19 protein-coding genes and 1 pseudogene are annotated in these 16,269 nt (G+C 52.6%); 7 read left to right on the forward strand and 13 right to left on the reverse strand.

Going from position 1 to position 16,269, the window contains the following annotated elements; translation table 11 throughout:
• The first annotated feature begins 245 nt into the window (after positions 1–245).
• Positions 246–1,160 carry a 2-carboxy-1,4-naphthoquinone phytyltransferase gene (menA, locus tag L855_RS13470; protein WP_159788817.1) on the forward strand — a complete coding sequence of 305 codons (915 nt, stop codon included), beginning with the start codon at positions 246–248 and terminating at the stop codon, positions 1,158–1,160.
• An 87-nt stretch (positions 1,161–1,247) separates the two neighbouring features.
• On the forward strand, positions 1,248–2,177 hold the full coding sequence (locus L855_RS13475) for an o-succinylbenzoate synthase (RefSeq protein ID WP_159788819.1): 930 nt from the start codon (positions 1,248–1,250) through the stop codon (positions 2,175–2,177).
• A 73-nt stretch (positions 2,178–2,250) separates the two neighbouring features.
• On the opposite strand, the gene hisS is transcribed toward L855_RS13475, so the two are convergent.
• The 4 genes from hisS to L855_RS13495 all read right to left on the reverse strand — a co-directional run bounded on the left by hisS (position 2,251) and on the right by L855_RS13495 (position 4,826).
• Positions 2,251–3,510 carry a histidine--tRNA ligase gene (gene hisS, locus L855_RS13480; protein ID WP_159788821.1) on the reverse strand — a complete coding sequence of 420 codons (1,260 nt, stop codon included), beginning with the start codon at positions 3,508–3,510 and terminating at the stop codon, positions 2,251–2,253.
• Positions 3,511–3,560: 50 nt separating this feature from the next.
• Entirely contained in the window at positions 3,561–3,827 is a 267-nt protein-coding gene (locus L855_RS13485) for a hypothetical protein (RefSeq protein ID WP_159788823.1), read from the reverse strand.
• 46 nt (positions 3,828–3,873) lie between these two features.
• A complete protein-coding gene (gene pedR, locus L855_RS13490) occupies positions 3,874–4,167 on the reverse strand; it encodes a photosynthetic electron transport-dependent transcriptional regulator PedR (RefSeq protein WP_159788825.1) in 294 nt (97 codons plus the stop codon).
• A gap of 140 nt (positions 4,168–4,307) precedes the next feature.
• Positions 4,308–4,826, reverse strand: coding sequence for a tetratricopeptide repeat protein (locus tag L855_RS13495; protein ID WP_159788827.1), 519 nt, complete (start codon positions 4,824–4,826; stop codon positions 4,308–4,310).
• 150 nt (positions 4,827–4,976) lie between these two features.
• Here L855_RS13495 and L855_RS13500 point away from each other — a divergent pair.
• Positions 4,977–5,686, forward strand: a protein-coding gene (locus L855_RS13500; protein ID WP_219729917.1) for an IS1 family transposase whose coding sequence is annotated in 2 segments (ribosomal slippage) — positions 4,977–5,274 and positions 5,274–5,686 — 711 coding nt in all. Because the reading frame shifts where the segments join, the coding sequence is not laid out codon by codon here.
• Between the two features lie 400 nt (positions 5,687–6,086).
• On the opposite strand, the gene L855_RS13515 is transcribed toward L855_RS13500, so the two are convergent.
• The 5 genes and pseudogenes from L855_RS13515 to L855_RS13535 form a co-directional block, all read right to left on the reverse strand.
• Entirely contained in the window at positions 6,087–6,323 is a 237-nt protein-coding gene (locus tag L855_RS13515; protein ID WP_159788831.1) for a DUF433 domain-containing protein, read from the reverse strand.
• Positions 6,324–6,383: 60 nt separating this feature from the next.
• Positions 6,384–6,572 (reverse strand): annotated as a pseudogene (locus tag L855_RS13520) (hypothetical protein); the annotation flags it as partial.
• Between the two features lie 181 nt (positions 6,573–6,753).
• Positions 6,754–7,542, reverse strand: coding sequence for a precorrin-4 C(11)-methyltransferase (gene cobM / locus L855_RS13525; RefSeq protein ID WP_159788833.1), 789 nt, complete (start codon positions 7,540–7,542; stop codon positions 6,754–6,756).
• 174 nt (positions 7,543–7,716) lie between these two features.
• Positions 7,717–7,884, reverse strand: coding sequence for a hypothetical protein (locus tag L855_RS13530; protein ID WP_159788835.1), 168 nt, complete (start codon positions 7,882–7,884; stop codon positions 7,717–7,719).
• 97 nt (positions 7,885–7,981) lie between these two features.
• The gene (locus L855_RS13535) at positions 7,982–8,971 is read right to left on the reverse strand and encodes a DMT family transporter (RefSeq protein WP_159788837.1); all 990 of its coding nucleotides are present in this window, start codon (positions 8,969–8,971) and stop codon (positions 7,982–7,984) included.
• A gap of 16 nt (positions 8,972–8,987) precedes the next feature.
• On the opposite strand from L855_RS13535, the gene L855_RS13540 reads away from it, so the two are divergent.
• Complete coding sequence (locus L855_RS13540) at positions 8,988–9,299, forward strand: DUF2470 domain-containing protein (RefSeq protein WP_343039284.1); 312 nt, start codon at positions 8,988–8,990, stop codon at positions 9,297–9,299.
• 12 nt (positions 9,300–9,311) lie between these two features.
• On the opposite strand, the gene L855_RS13545 is transcribed toward L855_RS13540, so the two are convergent.
• Positions 9,312–10,007, reverse strand: coding sequence for a M15 family metallopeptidase (locus L855_RS13545; protein ID WP_159788839.1), 696 nt, complete (start codon positions 10,005–10,007; stop codon positions 9,312–9,314).
• A gap of 189 nt (positions 10,008–10,196) precedes the next feature.
• Here L855_RS13545 and L855_RS13550 point away from each other — a divergent pair, with 189 nt between their 5' ends.
• Positions 10,197–10,793: a chromophore lyase CpcT/CpeT gene (locus L855_RS13550; protein ID WP_159788841.1), complete on the forward strand. Its 597-nt coding sequence runs from the start codon at positions 10,197–10,199 to the stop codon at positions 10,791–10,793.
• A gap of 148 nt (positions 10,794–10,941) precedes the next feature.
• Here the strand turns inward: L855_RS13550 and L855_RS13555 are convergent, their stop codons facing one another.
• On the reverse strand, positions 10,942–11,718 hold the full coding sequence (locus L855_RS13555; protein ID WP_246198864.1) for a sulfite exporter TauE/SafE family protein: 777 nt from the start codon (positions 11,716–11,718) through the stop codon (positions 10,942–10,944).
• A 177-nt stretch (positions 11,719–11,895) separates the two neighbouring features.
• On the opposite strand from L855_RS13555, the gene hisC reads away from it, so the two are divergent.
• A complete protein-coding gene (gene hisC, locus L855_RS13560) occupies positions 11,896–12,948 on the forward strand; it encodes a histidinol-phosphate transaminase (RefSeq protein ID WP_159788845.1) in 1,053 nt (350 codons plus the stop codon).
• A 132-nt stretch (positions 12,949–13,080) separates the two neighbouring features.
• Here hisC and L855_RS13565 read toward each other — a convergent pair whose 3' ends face one another.
• A complete protein-coding gene (locus L855_RS13565; protein ID WP_159788847.1) occupies positions 13,081–13,875 on the reverse strand; it encodes an LmeA family phospholipid-binding protein in 795 nt (264 codons plus the stop codon).
• A gap of 212 nt (positions 13,876–14,087) precedes the next feature.
• Positions 14,088–14,756: a hypothetical protein gene (locus L855_RS13570; RefSeq protein WP_159788849.1), complete on the reverse strand. Its 669-nt coding sequence runs from the start codon at positions 14,754–14,756 to the stop codon at positions 14,088–14,090.
• A 299-nt stretch (positions 14,757–15,055) separates the two neighbouring features.
• Here L855_RS13570 and L855_RS13575 point away from each other — a divergent pair, with 299 nt between their 5' ends.
• Positions 15,056–16,252 (forward strand): HhoA/HhoB/HtrA family serine endopeptidase, encoded by a 1,197-nt coding sequence (locus tag L855_RS13575; protein ID WP_159788851.1) that lies wholly within the window; start codon positions 15,056–15,058, stop codon positions 16,250–16,252.
• Positions 16,253–16,269 lie beyond the last annotated feature (17 nt).

Raw genomic sequence — 16,269 nt, forward strand, 5'->3', positions numbered from 1 at the left:
CCCCGACGGAGGTGGTCATGACTCTAGGGGCAACTCAAGGCAAGAATCATGGGGACAGCCTCTGGGCGCTGGCTTCTCCTGACTACTAAGCTACCACTGATACCGGGGTGCTGTCGTTTTTCTTAAGGAGGAGGTTGACCCTGTCTTGTCTGAAGCGATCGCCCCAATTGTAAAATACTCCCAAAAGACAACATCACCGTTTAACGCTCATCTGTATTTCTGAAACCTGGAATTAAAACGCACGAATGACCACAATATCTTCATCTGCGACTTCATTTAAACTCTGGTTTGCTGCTATCAAGCCCCCCATGTACACTGTTGCCATTATTCCCATTTGGGTGGGAACGGCGGTGGCTGTGGCGGAACAGCACCTGTTAAATCTGCGCATTTTCTCAACGTTTGTAACAGCGGCAATTTTAATCATTGCTTGGCTAAATTTAAGTAATGATGTGTTTGACTCAGAAACTGGAATTGACAAAAACAAATCCCATTCTCTGGTTAACCTAACCGGCAATAAATCCCTCATCTTCAGTCTAGCCAATCTCTGTTTAATCCTGGGGCTTGCTGGGATTGTGGCGATCGCCGTTTGGCAGCAAGACCTAACTATCCTGGCCCTAATTCTAGGCTGTTGCGCCCTCGGCTACAGTTACCAAGGTCCCCCATTTCGCCTGGGCTATCAAGGACTCGGAGAACCCATTTGTTTTCTGACCTTTGGTCCGATGGCCCTAGCGGCAGCCTACTACAGTCAAACTCAGTCTTGGCAGGGCTTAGTGAATCATCCCATTCCCTTTCTGGTGGCCTCAAGCTTTATTGGTCTGAGTACCAGTATTATCCTCTTCTGTTCCCACTTCCACCAAGTGGACGACGACCAAGCCGCCGGGAAGCGATCGCCGATTGTGCGTCTAGGAACCCAACGGGGGGCGACTCTCCTGAGTTACGTCACTGGATTCATTTTTCTGGAGTTGGCGATCGCCATCAGCCTCGGCTACCTCTCTCCCTGGGTGTTCCTCACCTTTCTCAGTCTCCCCATTGCCATCCAACTCTGTCGCCATGTCCAACGTCACCATAACCAACCCCAACAGGTGAGTAACTGCAAATTCATCGCCGTTAACTTACACTTCCTCAGTGGACTTCTCCTAGGGATTAGTCTAACCCTGTGACCCCAGTTTTATGGGACCCCGAGGGCGATCGCGAAGCCTGCGGGAACCGCAATCGCAGCCCTCATCCCACTCCAACAGTCATCATCAATGTATTCTCTCAGTCTCCAGCCTTATGACTATCCCTTTCGGCGGCCCCTAAAGACCCATCATGGCCTGTGGAAACGTCGTCAAGGGATTCTCATCAAACTCAGCGATGGCCAGCAGCGACAAGGCTGGGGAGAAATTGCCCCCCTGCCAGACTTTGGATCAGAATCCCTCGAAGCCGCCCATGAGTTCTGTCAACGCTTCGAGGGCCATCTCGACGACGGGGACATTTTCTCGATTGGCGATCGCTATCCTGCCTGTCAGTTTGCCCTAGAATCAGCCCGAGAAGCCCTCCTGAGATATCCCAACCCGCCCTTACAGCCCAACTTCCCCCATTGTCAGCTTCTCCCCACTGGAGAGGCCGCCCTCAAGCTATTAGAAACCACTCCCCAAGACCATTGGGGGCCCTCCCCTTGCTTCAAATGGAAAATTGCCGTCGAGGGGATTCAGCAAGAACAGGATTGGTTTCAGCAACTGCTATGGCAACTCCCTCCCCACAGCCAGTTACGCCTAGACGCGAATGGGGGGTTAAGCCAAGAGGACGCCCAAACCTGGTTAGCGGCCTGTGAAGGACAACCCATCGACTATCTGGAACAACCCCGGCCGCCAGAAGCATGGCAGGATTTAGAGGCCCTACAACATCAGGGAGTGGTCCCCATCGCCCTGGATGAATCCGTCGCCAACCTCCGAGATTTAGAAACCTGGTTACAACGAGGCTGGTCAGGACTTGTGGTCATCAAAGCCGCCATCATCGGGTCTCCCCAACAACTACGCCAACTCTGCCAGCAGTTTCAGCCGGATCTGGTCTTCTCCTCCGTCTTCGAGACATCCGTAGGCCGCCAAGCCGCCCTCCATCTGGCTAGGGAACTCCAACACCAACCCCGGGCCCTCGGTTTTGGCGTCACCTCTCTTTTTAGAGGCGATCGGCAATAGGCGACGCTGGGGGAGGGCGAACAGCCGTTCGCCCCTACATTTTTCTCTGTGACTCTGTGGTTACCTTATTCCCTTACGGGTTTTGGGTTTTAAGAACCTCTAATAACTTCGACTGATGGAGGCTTTGTTGTTCACCACTCTCCAGCCATTTTAGGTTAATGGTTCCCTCAGCCGCCTCGGCATCTCCTAAGACTAAACAGGCTTTCGCCCCACTGCGAGAGGCCCGTTTGAACTGTTTACCAAAGGCACTTCCGCTTAAGTCTAGTTCCACGGCGAGGTTGGCTTGACGCAATTGTTGCGTGAGGAATAGGGCTTGGGCTTCGGCCTGTTCCCCTCGTGAGACGACATAATAGTCAGGATTGGCGCTGGGGCTGTCTTGAAGCTGTTGTAGTAGGAGAATAAGCCGTTCTAAACCAATGGCCCAACCGACGGCTGGGGTCGCTTTTCCGCCGAGTTGTTCGACTAAGCCGTCGTAGCGTCCGCCACCGCATACGGTGGCTTGGGCCCCGAGGTCGTCGGATTGGATTTCAAAGGCGGTGTGGGTGTAGTAGTCTAGGCCTCTCACCAGTCGCGGATTGAGGTCATAGGGGATGCTCAGTTGCTCTAGGAGGGCGCAAACTCGGTCGAAATGACGTTTTGAGTCATCGCTGAGGTAGTCGAGGATGCTGGGGGCATCTTGGGCGATCGCCTGGGTGTGTTCGTCTTTGCTGTCGAGGATGCGTAGGGGATTGCGGCTGAGGCGATCGCGGGAGTCGGCGTCAATTTCGTCTTGGTAGGGGGTGAAGTAGTCGATGAGGGCTTGACGGTAGCGATCGCGATCGTCTCCTTGCCCGACGGAGTTAAGGGCTAAATGTAGGTTTTTTAGCCCCAAGGCTTTGAGAATATCGGTGGCGAGGGCGATGACTTCGGCATCAGCCCGGGGTGCGTCGGTTCCGAGGAGTTCTAAGCCAATTTGGTGAAACTGGCGTTGTCGTCCAGCTTGGGGGCGTTCGTAACGGAACATGGGGCCGGTGTACCAGAGGCGTTGTACCCCACCAGCGGCGAAGAGGTTATGTTCGATGTAGGCGCGAACGACGCCGGCGGTTCCTTCGGGGCGTAGGGTGATCGAGCGATCGCCGCGATCGCTGAAGCTGTACATTTCTTTGCCAACGACATCGGTGGCTTCGCCAATTCCCCGTTGGAACAGTTCGGTTTGTTCAAAGATGGGGGTGCGAATTTCTCGGTAACTGGCCCGGGTTAAGATATCGCGGGCGGTGGTTTCTACGAGTTGCCAATAGGCGATTTCATCGGGCAAAATGTCCCGAGTTCCCCGCAGGGCTTGCAGCGTCGTCATGAGTTGAGAAACGGTTGAGTTACGGTCAAATCTGGGGGGATAGCGTTCGCTTAAGCTTCAGCCTCTAGGGATTCCCACGACTGTTGGGCGCGATCGCCATAATACTGGAGGATGGCGTTGAGGCGGTTTTGATGGTCTACGGGGGCGTTGTCGGGAAGTTCCAGCCAGAGGCCGCCCACTTGACTCAGTTTGGGGTCAAAGTTAGGGGCGGTTTGGGGGAGTAATCCGGCGGCTACACCCTCCACTTGACGAAGATGGGCCACCACTTCCCGATAGACGGCCAAGGGAAGGGTGGGAATGGTCCAACATTGTCGCATCGTCACGTTACCAGTACGAGTTAGCTATGAGAGGGATTCATCATCCTCAGTCCGTCAGCATCTCTGAGGCTGAGGCATGGGGGCTACGGTAGGGAAGGGTACAACAGTTGACATCGTCGAGACAGACCTTACCCCAGCGCAACGCCCATCTTACCAGAGCGACCCGGTTTTCGGTTTTGGTCTTACTGAGAATGTTGCTGATATGGTTATCGATGGTCCGTTTGCTGAGTTCGAGGTTATCGGCGACTTCTTGGTTGGTTAGGCCGGTGGCGACGAGTTCGATCACCTCTAATTCGCGATCGGACAGAAGCGCTTGTCCGTTCGATGTGGGGGCTGACATAACTTCTGCTTATTTTTTCTAAAGGGACTGATTTAATTTTAAGGGAAAGCGACGCTCAGTTGAGCAACAATACCCAAGATTTGTGGCGGATGGGGGGGCTGGGGGGGCGATCGCGGTTTAATCACGCCAAGTCAATCCATTTATTCTGAGTAAATATACTTATCTCCCAACCGAGATGCACCCGAATCACCTCGGCTATACCATACCCGCTTATCGTCAGGATTAATTTCTAAAGCTCTTTGGTAGGAATCGGCAGCTAATCTAGCTTGATTTTTCTGAACCAGCAAATCACCTTTTTCAATCCACAAAATATCTGAGTTAGGTTTTAGCTTAAGTGCTTGATCATAAGATTTAATCGCCTCGCTAATGCGATTAATTTGAAATAAAATTCTAGCTTGATCATGCCAGACTGCATCTAGGTGTGAATTGATGTTTAGAGCTTTTTGAAAACAGGAAACTGCGTCATATAAACGCTCTTGCTGTATGAGAAGATATGCTTTTTTACACCAGGGAGAATAGGCAAGATTATCCTCAGACTTTTTAATGGCTTTATCGCAAGCGGCGATCGCTTCATCCAGATTTCCCAACTCACTTTGTTTTTCGGCACGTTTTAGCCATTGGATATCATTCCAGAATAGGTTACGATATAAAGTTGCCAACTGCCGGTAAACAACGTGAGTGAGCTGATTTATTTGGCTGAGTAGTGTCTTAAGTTTAATTTGGAGATTTTGTTGGTTTGAGATGACGGTAGTACTAGAGAGGTAATGATGGATTTGTTAGGATGATCATGAAGCGACAGAACAACCCCCATGCCTCACTGCCCTGATTGCAATTCTAAGCGAACCGTCAAAAATGGCCACATCCACACGGGCAAGCAACGGTATCTATGCCGTAACTGTGGTCGTCAGTTTGTCAAAAACCCAACCAATAAGGTCATCGACACCCCGACTCGCGAACTCATTGACCGGCTCTTGCTAGAACGCATCCCGATGGCTGGAATTGCCCGGGCGGTTCAGGTGTCTGAGCAATGGCTGCAAGACTATGTCAACTGTAAAGCCGCCCAGACACACAGGCAAGTCGCTGTCAGTCCAAAAAAAAAGGGCCGATGACGGTGCAATGTGATGAACTTTGGTCGTTTGTCGATCACAAGGGCAACAAACAATGGGTCTGGTTAGCTCTCGATGCCGAGACCCGTGAGATGATCGGCGCTTATGTCGGTTCTCGCGCTGCCGAGAGTGCGCAAAACCTCTGGGATTCCCTACCCACAGTCTATCGGCAATGTGCTGTGATCTACACTGACGCTTGGGAGGCTTACCGGCAGGTGCTGCCGAGCAAACGACACCGGGTCGTCAGTAAGTCGAGTGGCAAGACCAGTTACATTGAACGGTTTAACAATACCCTCAGGCAAAGGGTTTCACGCTTTGTCCGACGCAGCTTAGCCTTCTCCAAGAGTCTACGGAATCACATTGGCCTCCTGTGGAATTTTATTCACCACTACAACGCATCATTACCTCTCTAGTACTACCCAATTCCTCTCCTACCCCAGCCTCTTTTTAGGAGACTTAGAACCCATCCTCAACCGACATTATCAACGCCTCAGCGACTCGGAAAAAACCCTGCTGCATTGGTTAGCCCAGCAAAACCCGCCTGTCACCATCAACCAGAAACCTCCCAATCTTTTATCGAACCGAGAGTTCTTAAAAGCCGTCCAATCTCTCAAACGACGCAGCTTATTACACGCCTCATCCCATTTAACCCTACAGCCTGTCATCCGACAATACATCCGCAACTTAGCTGAATGCGGGGACTCAAACTAATCTCAAATAAATCTGTAGTCCGTACGACATCATAGCCCTCTACCTTTAACGCTGCAACAGTTAAAGGAGAAATATGAACGTCGGCAATTAAACGCAGCTGACTCATGCCGAAGTTAGGGGAAGCCTACGATCAGATACCGCCCAGGCTGCATAATTGAGGGCTTGACGAATATCGTCTTCCTCTAACTCTGGATAGGACTCTAAAATTTCTGGAACTGATAACTGACTTGCGAGTAGCTTCAGGACAAATTCTACTGTGATCCGCATTCCCCGGATTGTGGGTTGTCCAAGACATACTGCTGAGTTGATGGTAATGCGATCGAGTTCCCTAATTGCCATGGGATTCCTTCAAATGTGTTGACCTTCCCTCCATTCTGACATAGGGCAAGCGACTACAAGTTACCTTGGATGCTGTTGGACCCGAAACAGCGATCGCACCTCTAGGGTACAGTCTGGGAAGGCCAGGGGGGCGATCGCGCCACCGGTGAGAACTTGGCGATCGCGGTAATGTGTGGGGCCCGGTTGGTGATAGCGTTCGAGTTGTCGTTCCTTGAGGTTGATAATCCAGCATTCGGCGATGCCTTCAGCGGCGTAGAGGGGTGGCTGGCATTATAACTGTAAGAACTGGGCTGTTTGTAGAAAGGTTTTGGGGGTGTCTTTGCGGGGCAATAGGGTTTCTACGGTAATTTTTAGTCTTGTTCCTACTTCTAGGTTTAAGAGCGACTCTAACGCCCCTCCAAGATACCGTCTGAACACCCCAAGACAGCCATCAAGAGTTCACTGACTTCGGGGATGACTGGGGACGAAACACATGATGATGCTGACCATCATATAAGCGCGATCGCCCCTCCGTCGTCGCCCCTAACGCCGAACTCACCACATATAACACCGTCCGTTTTAACCCCAACTGTTCCGTCATCACAGCCATCTGCGCCACCGTCCCCAGTTCCACCAACTCATCCTCCCAACCCAAGCGATAACACAACGCCATCGGCGTCTCCGGGGGATAATACTCTAAAAGTTGCTCTTGGGCCTTGCGAATCTGACCGGCACTCAGATAAAGACAGAGAGAGGCGCGATGGCGGGCCAAACTGGCTAAATCCTCGCGATTGGGAACCTGGGTGCGTCCCTGAGTGCGGGTGAGGATGATGGTTTGCACAAGATTGGGAACCGTTAGTTCCGTTTGTAAGCGGGCCGCCGCTGCTTGAAAGGCACTTACTCCAGGGACAATCTCGAAGGGAATCTTATCCCTGATTAGATAGACCACCAACTCATGAACGGCACCATAGAGACTGGGGTCCCCATCTTGCAGGCGCACCACAGTTTTACCGGCTTGGACATCCTGCAACAGACGAGACACCCAAATCTCTAACGTCTCCCCTCGGGTGTCGATGCGTTCGCTGTTGGGGTGACAATGTTGCAACATGGCCGGGGGAACGAGAGAACCTGCGTAGAACACCACATCGGCTTGGGCGAGGCGTTGTTGTCCCCGTAGGGTAATCAGTTCAGGATCTCCGGGGCCAGCACCGATGATGGTTACAGGGGAGGCGATTGGCATAGATAAAGGTCGCGGTTGGGATGACAGCGGCAGCATCTATCCTAACAAATTCTTGTAAATGTCTAAATATTATCCACAAAAAGAAAGAGGATGACGTGAGCGTCTCCTCTCTCTTGATGACGTTACGTTAATACCTTTTAGTCCCGGTTCTGTACGCATCGAAACAGCCTCCTGTCACGATTTTAAACCGACCAGTGACCACATGAGATCCACCGCAAGAATGTTAGTGACAGATTTTAACACTTGTCGAGACTCTTGCTGGTAGATTTCATGGGCGTAACGCTTGCGGTCATCGGTGGCAGCACGGTTACCATCAGAGTGGGTCATGGGGTGTTGAGTCATGGGGATCGCCTGTTTATTTATCTATGTCCCTTACTACTAGGATGACAGTTTTTATCAGGATTATTGCGATCGCCATAGGACAGAGATGCGATCGTCATCAGCCTTTTGATTGATCCCGATCGCCCCGAGTCTTACGGCCCCCCAAAACGGCGATCGCCACCCCCGTTAGAACCACAATTCCCCCCAGCCAGACTTCCCATCCCGGCACCTCTCCAAATAGCAACAACCCTAAACTACTCGCAGAGATGGGTTCCAACAAGACTGCCAGGGTGACCCAAGTCGGAGACAGCCAGCGTAGGGCCCAGTTGAGGCTGGTATGTCCCAACAACTGAGGTAATAGCCCCATCAGCAGCAGATAGCCATAAAACAGGGGAGGATAGCCCCCATAGCCTCCTCCAAGCAGCCAGGGAAGGGGTAGTAACAGCAATGCCGCCACAGTATAGGTAATGGTCACATAATGGGCTAACCCCAGGCCCTCCTGCTGAACCTTGCGCCCTAGCAGCAGATGTAGGCTGACAATCCAAGCCCCCAGCAACGCCAACCCATTGCCTAACAGAGGCTGACCCCCCGAAACGGCACTCCCCATCTCTCCCGAGGCAATCAAGCCTCCTCCCCCCAGGGCGATCGCCATCCCCAGCCAAGTCCCCCCGGAGACCGGTTCCCTCAAAAATAGCCAAGACAACAGGGCCACCCACAAAGGAGTTGTGGTCACCAACGTTGTCGAGGCGGCAATGGAGGTATAAGACAGAGAACTAATCCAGGCGGCGAAGTGCAAGGCCAGAAACAGCCCCGACAACGCTGCCCCCCAAAATTGTCGTCCAGTCACCTGACGGGGAATCCGACGCCAGTTTCCCGACAGAAGCAACGCCGCCACCGTTAGCCGCGAGGCCGCCATGACCAAGGTGAACGCCAATCCCCCCTCTCCCCCCACCAATCCCAAGGCTAAACGCACCCAAATCGCCGCCGTGGACACTGCCAACACCCCCAACAACAAAATGAGGACAACGCGCCAGGCCGGGGGCCGCCCGCCATCCCCCAGATTCCTCACGATGGGGGGAGATTCCTTGTCTGGAGTGGAAAATCCCATTTAAGCTAGAGAGACAATGTCCATCAATTCTAAACATCTTGTCATGAGTGACCCGATTACCCCCGCCGTTAGCGATCGCATCTGCAAACACATGAACGACGATCACGCCAACGCTGTCCTCACCTATGCCCAAGTCTACGGCGATCGCCGGGATGCCGAAGCCGCTGAAATGGTGGCCATTGACCCCGAGGGGATGGACTTAAGCGTCCAGGCTAACGGCGATCGCATTAGCCTGCGTATCCCCTTTGATCACCAACTCCAAGATTCCGAAGATGCCCATCAGACCCTAATTGCTATGGTCAAACAGGCCCGTTCCGCCGCGAAATAGGCTGCATTCGGCTTAATTCCCCTCCGGTAAGCCATAAATCGCCGCCTCCTGCCCTGTCGCCCAGGCCCACATCCGCTCGCCGTAGCAGAAATGCCACCATTCCTGAGGATGTTGGGCAAACCCCGCCTCCGCCATCACCCGGGCCAGCAGGTCTCGGTGAGCATGATAGTCTCGTTCGATGTCGGTTTGCGCTTCGGCAAAATAGTTGGGATGCGATCGCGGGGAAATCTCGTCAATGGGCGATCCCATGTTCACCACCTGGTTGGTGGGATTGACTAAGGTGATATCCACGGCCCCTCCTGTGGCATGGGGGGGCGGATCTTGGGGATCTTGACTGGGAACCGCCCAAAACTCATAAACCTCCGCCCAAATCTCTTGCCGTTGTTCCTCTGAAAGGCGACGGGGTTTTAGACCTCGCGCTTCTAGCAAATCAGTAAAGGTCTGATCCACCATAAACTGTTGTACGTCTACCGGACGAAAGGCATCAAAAATCCGCAGTCGCCAACCTGGATGAGTGCTTTGGAGAATTTCCTGGGCGTTAAACAGCCGTTCCAAGACACTCTCCCGTAAACAGAAAGGACTGCGATCGCCGTAAGGGGCCCCCAATTCCCGATAGGGATGGGGCGATTCCAGGGAAAATAATCCATCGGGAATCGGAACCAGGCGTTCACCGCACTCCCGAATCGGTATCGTTTGGTAAGGTTTCATGACTGATACACAATGAATAATTGATAATGTTTGAGTTTTTTGAAGGCTATGAGTTAAATTATTTTTTGTGTTTTGGGTCAGTTATTCTTTGAAATTTCTTAAGACAAAATATTTGTTTATCGCATCTTCTCATCCCTGATTGGATTTTGTCAATTCTTAGTTTACGTTTGCCTTGTTCTCATCCTGCTTATGTCATCCTCCTCTCTCTTGAAACCCTTGGCACAAGCCTTAGTCGGAGTCTTTGATAATCACCAGCAAGCCCAGGATAACCCAACCTGGTTTGTTCCCACTCGTGTTTGGCAATATCCCCTCTCCCAACAGATTGATGGCAATTATGCCATTTTTGTCGAACAAGCCCCCCTCCTGAAGCTAGAACAGCCCTATCGACAACGATTGATGCTGCTCTCCCACCCCGAAGGAGCGCCCCTCCAAGTGATGTATCGGGCCTTCCGTCATCCCGAGGCGATCGCCGGGGCCGCCCGAGACCCTCAACGCCTCCAGGGTCTAACCTCTGAGGATGTTCTCGAACTTCCGGGCTGTTGTTTGCAGATTCGCCAAGAGGGCGATCGCTTTATCGCCAATCCGCCCCAGGGGGCAAAATGTTGCTTCGAGTATCAAGGGAAAACTCGTCAAGTAGAACTCGGTTTTGATATCACCCCAAACTGTCTCTACAGTCGCGATCGCGGCGTCGATCCAGACAGCGGTCAAGGACTCTGGGGCGCACTCATGGGTGCTTATGAATATCGCAAATATGATAGTTTTCCCTTGCCCGAGACTTGGACGTGATTAGGGGTCTTCTGGGTTCAGGGTGATAAGGATAAATTATGGCAGATTATATCCCTTGCCGTAGGGCGAACGGCCGTTCGCCCCTACAATTTGGTATACCATGCAACAAATCACACCATATATCCTGAAGACCCATGATTAGCATGATTTAAGGGTCAGTATGCTGACTCAATTTCAAGGCAGACCCTAACAACAATAAACCCAAAATGATGTAAATCCAATCACTGGTGACATACTGCAACAAATAGCTCCCAATCCCTGCTCCCAGCGCCGAGCCAAACGCCATATAAAAGATAAACTGCTTCTGGTTCGTAATCCGACTAAAAGCCCCTTGGCTTCGATATTTCCCTAATCCCATAAGAATCGTAAAGAGGCTAATCACCAGACTTAAACTCCCCGCCAAGCGAATATCCACCCCAAACACTAGGGTAATCGTCGGAATCAGGAGTTCCCCCCCAGCCACCCCCAAGAGACTACTAAACAGACCAATCACTAATCCCGCCAGAACCCCGATCGCCACCTGAAGCCCCCAAGGAATATCCCATCCCACCATTCCCAAAATAACGTTGTGGCCCAGAAGAATAAAACTTAAAACAATTAAAAATATCACAATAATTTGACGTAATACCTGTTCATTGATTGCCGTCGCATAGCGAACTCCAAGATAAGACCCCAACAACGAGCCACAAAGCAAGTTTAGGATAATCCCCCCATGGGCGATAACCATCTCTAGACCAATCACTCCACTGCGAAAGACTAGAGAAAAGGTCACCGTCACTAAACTAATCATGAGATTGATGATGACCGTCGGCAAAGGGCGATAGTGAAACACATTCACCAATACCGGAATCCGAAACTCCGCCCCACCGACCCCAATTAACCCCCCAGCGATCGCCACGATCGCCCCCCAAACAAACGCCTTCATCTTTCGCATCCCCAACATCCCCAATTCCAACATTCTCAGACTAACAAGTTCCCACAATTAAGCCTCACATCTGGGCCATTCACTGTTCAGGATTAACGATTCCCGGGGCATCCTCCACCACAAGACCCGACCCTTGATAAAATAGGGGCGATCGCGATCACTTCCATATCACCATTGATGAGCAGCTACTTTCGCCCCGCCGTGGATGCCATGCAGGGGTATATCCCTGGGGAACAGCCCAAACCCGGAACCCGCATCCTCAAACTCAACACCAACGAAAACCCCTATCCCCCCTCTCCAAACGCCATGGCGGTGTTGCGGAACTTTGACGGGGAGTTGCTGCGACGCTATCCCCATCCTTACGCCAACGCCTTTCGCGAGGCGATCGCCGACGTGCTAGAGGTTCCCCTAGACTGGATTATCGTAGGCAATGGTAGTGATGAAATCCTCAACCTCCTCATTCGGGCCTGTGCCGAGGCCGACTCTCGCCGAGTGGTCTATCCTACCCCCACCTACGTTCTCTACAAAACCCTCGCCGCCATCCAACCGGCCACCGTCCTCGAAGTTCCCTATGGACAGAACTATCAACTCCCCCTCGATGCCCTCCTAGAGGCCCAGGGGTCCGTCACCTTCATCGCCTCCCCCAACAGTCCCTCTGGTCATCTTGTCAGCAACGATGACCTGCGTCGCCTGGCCCAGGGACTCTCCGGGGTGTTAGTGGTCGATGAAGCCTATGTGGACTTCGCCGATGACACGGCCCTGCCTCTCGTGAGTGAGTTCGAGAACGTCATCGTGACACGAACCCTCTCCAAAGGCTACTCCCTAGCTGGCTTACGACTCGGCTTTGGCATCGCCCAACCGGGACTCTTGAGTGGCCTGTTCAAAGTCAAAGACAGTTATAACATCGATGCGATCGCCGCCGCGATGGGGGCAGCCGCCATGATGGATCAGGACTATAAAAACCAATGTGCCGAACGAGTCAAACTCTCCCGCCAGCATCTTAGCCAGGAGTTACAGAAACTCGGCTTTAAGGTTCCCCCCTCCCAAACCAATTTCCTCCTCGTCACCCCTCCCCGAGAGAATGCCGAAGACATTTATCTAGCCCTCAAAGCCCGAGGGATTCTGGTTCGTTACTTCAACCACTCCGGCTTAGAGAAGCAACTTCGCATCACTGTCGGAACCGACGAACAAAACCAAACCCTCATCGAAGCCCTCATCGACCTGATTTAGGTTGGATTCCTATGGCGGGAGGCAGGAGGCAAGAGAACCACAGAGGCACAGAGGACACAGAGGAAGAGGAGAGGGCGCACACTTGCCGCACGCCCTGCCTTTTGCCTTTTGCCTTTTGCCTTTTGCCTTCCCCTACCCATGCTTCGGAAAATGACTAATTTCCGCATAACCATTAAAGGTCAGGGTATCTTGGCGAGTCTCCAGGCGATTGAGGCGTAGTTTGACCCCATCGAGGTTGAAGCGATCTAAATCCACCATCCCATTGAGGGCATCGAGGAGGGCCTGACTGAGTTGTTGACTCTCCGGGCGTACCTCTTCGGGAACGGACTCATCTACAAATTCAGGGTTCGTGAACTGAATCCGACGACGGCGTTCAATTTCCACAGTCGTTTCCAAGACAATTGGGATCTCTGGGCGATCGCCGATTTTGGCCATGGCTACTAACTGAATCCGATTACCCGGTTTAAGCTGCACCCGTACCTGAGTAAACGAGACCGGTTTTCCCTCCGTCAGAGACTCTAAACCCGGTAATTCCAAATGTTCAAGTCGTTGCGTGACTAAATCCGCCTCAAAGGCCTGATTAATTCCCGCTTCCGTCAGAACCACCTGGGCGATCGCCTGGGTGGGCTGTTTCAGGCTTAAACTGCCACTCAAGACGGAACTAAAATCGATCGAGACGCGATCGGTCTCAAACGACATCTCCTTCACCGGAAAACGGCGGCGAATGACCAGACCTCGGCCGTCCATCTTAAAGCTATCAATACTCCCTTGCAGCAGTTTACTCGACGGCGAGCAGCGAATCTGTACGTCTACGGACTCGCTTTGGCTGAAAAGCTGGGCAATAGAGCGACTGGCTACGGTATTGAGCATCTGTTCGCCCCAATCCGTACCTGGCGCTGTTGGATTTCCGATCAAACTCCCAAACATATCAAGCAATGCGTGTCCGCATGTCCTAGAGGCAACTACCCTCTTTGTAACAAAATATGAAGGGGTCGGCAATCCTCTGATAGGTAGAGGGAACCCTCCCAAGGCGATCGCACTCTTTGGGCGATTGTGCTTCTGTCCTCTCTCCCTGGGGATAGTTTAACCGCGTTGCGTCATGAAGCGTCCAATGTTTTAAATTCGCTAGCATATTTATTTCAATCTGTCAAAGAAAACGAGTGAAAAAAGGGTCGAGCGGCCTCAAAAAACTCTGCCCGTTGTCGTTGAGGCAGTCGAGCGGGAACCGCTGCGATCGTCTGATAGAGACGAGTTCCCACCCAATAGATATGATGTTGATACACAAAACCATCCTCGCCCTCATACAAGAGAATGCGTCCCGGATTTCCCGACAAAGCCACCTGACGATCCTGAACCAATCGCCGACGTACATTGGTTAAAACCCCAGCAACTGCGCCATCAAAGCGAGTCTCCCGAGGAATCACCTCGAAAAACTCCGGAAAGTCAGCCACAATCACCCCATAGACCTGTTCATTGTTCTCCAGCCCGATCATGTATAGCTCCAACGTCCCCAAACTGGTTTCAAGGGGTTGTATGCTTTCCCGCAGGGAGCCTGGGGGTAAATTTACGGTAAACCCTAACTCAGCATGTTCTAGATCCTGCCAACTGTCTGGAATCGTTGGCTCAATATCCGCGAGATCCTCAATTTCCTCACTCTCCTCAATTTCTTCTAGGTTCTGATTCCCATCCTCAGCCCTAGACTCAGAACTCAGAGGACTCAATAGGACTCCTCCTAGGGTAAGCAGTCCCATCGCCACTGCTGCCATCATTCTCAACAGCCCAGCGGCGCGACCTTGCCTATATTTCATCACACGAACTCTGCCTCACAACACCAACAGGTTTTACAGCAACCATGGCGATCGCTATTTCTCCCTTCAGTTTGACAGATTTCAGCCCGGTTTGACGGGGAAATCCGTACCCGAGTCTTGCTCAAACCAGCCGCCAATTATCCAGAAAAACTGTCAGAATAGGAGAGAAAAAGAGTCTGGATAGCCCTTCGCGATCATTGCCCCCGAGGGGGGTTCGCCTGTGGGGAAACAGCCCCTAAGGCTTAGTTGTAATCCAGCTTGTAATCCAAATGTTTAGGCGACTCTTGACGTGAACTCCTATGGGACACCTTTTAGCACCACAGTCCATCCAACGCCGGACGGTTCAACTCCTCAGTCTAGTCATACTTTTCGGGATGTTGCTGGGCCTCACACCAGCGGCGATCGCCCTGACGGGTTCTGGTTCCCCTCAACTCGGCCAATCCCTCCCCACCCCCTCCCCCAATGGGGGTAGCTTCGTGACGGTCGCCGTCAATCGGGTGGGGCCCTCGGTGGTTCGCATTGATACCGAGCGCGTCGTCACCCGTAACTTAGATCCCTTCTTTAACGATCCTTTCTTTGAACGGTTTTTTGGCGGCGATATGTTCCCCAATCCTGGCCCTCGCCAACAACTTCAGCGGGGACAAGGGTCTGGATTCATCGTCGATAGCAGCGGAACCATCCTCACCAACGCTCACGTCGTCAACCGGGCCGATCGCGTCACCGTCCGCCTTAAAGATGGTCGAGATTTTGAAGGCCGTGTTACCGGAGTTGATACCGTCACCGACTTAGCCGTCATCAAAGTCGATACCAATGGTAGCGAGCTTCCCGTTGCTCCCCTTGGAGATAGTGAGCGGGTGCAAGTGGGGGATTGGGCGATCGCCGTCGGTAATCCCCTCGGACTCGATAACACGGTCACCCTGGGGATTGTCAGCACCCTCAATCGTTCTAGTGCTCAAGTGGGGATTCCCGATAAACGTCTCGACTTTATCCAAACTGACGCCGCCATCAATCCTGGCAATTCCGGCGGTCCCCTCCTCAACGATCGCGGCGAAGTGATTGGCGTCAACACCGCCATTCGGGCCGACGCCAACGGCATTGGCTTTGCCATTCCCATCAACACCGTCAAAGCCGTCAGCGATCGCCTGGCCCGAGGAGAAAGCATTGCCCATCCCTTCATCGGCATCCAAATGGTCGGCCTCACCCCGGAGATTGCCCGGGAGAACAACCGAGATCCCAATGGTGACTTCAATCTGCCGGAACGAGACGGTGTCCTTGTCATGCGCGTCTTAGCCGCCAGTCCCGCCGAAGAAGCCGGCCTACGACGGGGAGATGTGATTACCCAAATCGATGGAGAACCCGTCAGTGATGCCGAAAGCCTGCAACGAATGGTGGAAAATAGTCGGGTTGGCCAAGTGTTAGGGTTGCAAGTGATTCGTGGCGATCGTACCCTTTCCCTACGAGTCCGCACCGGAGAACTGCAAGCCGACGCTCGTTAACCGCTGACTTTCCCCCT

Source organism: Sodalinema gerasimenkoae IPPAS B-353 (assembly GCF_009846485.1).
Lineage (GTDB): Bacteria > Cyanobacteriota > Cyanobacteriia > Cyanobacteriales > Geitlerinemataceae > Sodalinema > Sodalinema gerasimenkoae.

Coding starts and splice junctions, on each gene's coding strand:
- menA (WP_159788817.1), top strand. CDS start 246: ATGACCACAATATCTTCATCTGCGACTTCATTTAAACTCTGGTTTGCT.
- L855_RS13475 (WP_159788819.1), top strand. CDS start 1,248: ATGTATTCTCTCAGTCTCCAGCCTTATGACTATCCCTTTCGGCGGCCC.
- hisS (WP_159788821.1), bottom strand. CDS start 3,510: ATGACGACGCTGCAAGCCCTGCGGGGAACTCGGGACATTTTGCCCGAT.
- L855_RS13485 (WP_159788823.1), bottom strand. CDS start 3,827: ATGCGACAATGTTGGACCATTCCCACCCTTCCCTTGGCCGTCTATCGG.
- pedR (WP_159788825.1), bottom strand. CDS start 4,167: ATGTCAGCCCCCACATCGAACGGACAAGCGCTTCTGTCCGATCGCGAA.
- L855_RS13515 (WP_159788831.1), bottom strand. CDS start 6,323: ATGGCAATTAGGGAACTCGATCGCATTACCATCAACTCAGCAGTATGT.
- cobM (WP_159788833.1), bottom strand. CDS start 7,542: ATGCCAATCGCCTCCCCTGTAACCATCATCGGTGCTGGCCCCGGAGAT.
- L855_RS13530 (WP_159788835.1), bottom strand. CDS start 7,884: ATGACTCAACACCCCATGACCCACTCTGATGGTAACCGTGCTGCCACC.
- L855_RS13535 (WP_159788837.1), bottom strand. CDS start 8,971: ATGGGATTTTCCACTCCAGACAAGGAATCTCCCCCCATCGTGAGGAAT.
- L855_RS13540 (WP_343039284.1), top strand. CDS start 8,988: ATGTCCATCAATTCTAAACATCTTGTCATGAGTGACCCGATTACCCCC.
- L855_RS13545 (WP_159788839.1), bottom strand. CDS start 10,007: ATGAAACCTTACCAAACGATACCGATTCGGGAGTGCGGTGAACGCCTG.
- L855_RS13550 (WP_159788841.1), top strand. CDS start 10,197: ATGTCATCCTCCTCTCTCTTGAAACCCTTGGCACAAGCCTTAGTCGGA.
- L855_RS13555 (WP_246198864.1), bottom strand. CDS start 11,718: ATGAAGGCGTTTGTTTGGGGGGCGATCGTGGCGATCGCTGGGGGGTTA.
- hisC (WP_159788845.1), top strand. CDS start 11,896: ATGAGCAGCTACTTTCGCCCCGCCGTGGATGCCATGCAGGGGTATATC.
- L855_RS13565 (WP_159788847.1), bottom strand. CDS start 13,875: ATGTTTGGGAGTTTGATCGGAAATCCAACAGCGCCAGGTACGGATTGG.
- L855_RS13570 (WP_159788849.1), bottom strand. CDS start 14,756: ATGAAATATAGGCAAGGTCGCGCCGCTGGGCTGTTGAGAATGATGGCA.
- L855_RS13575 (WP_159788851.1), top strand. CDS start 15,056: ATGGGACACCTTTTAGCACCACAGTCCATCCAACGCCGGACGGTTCAA.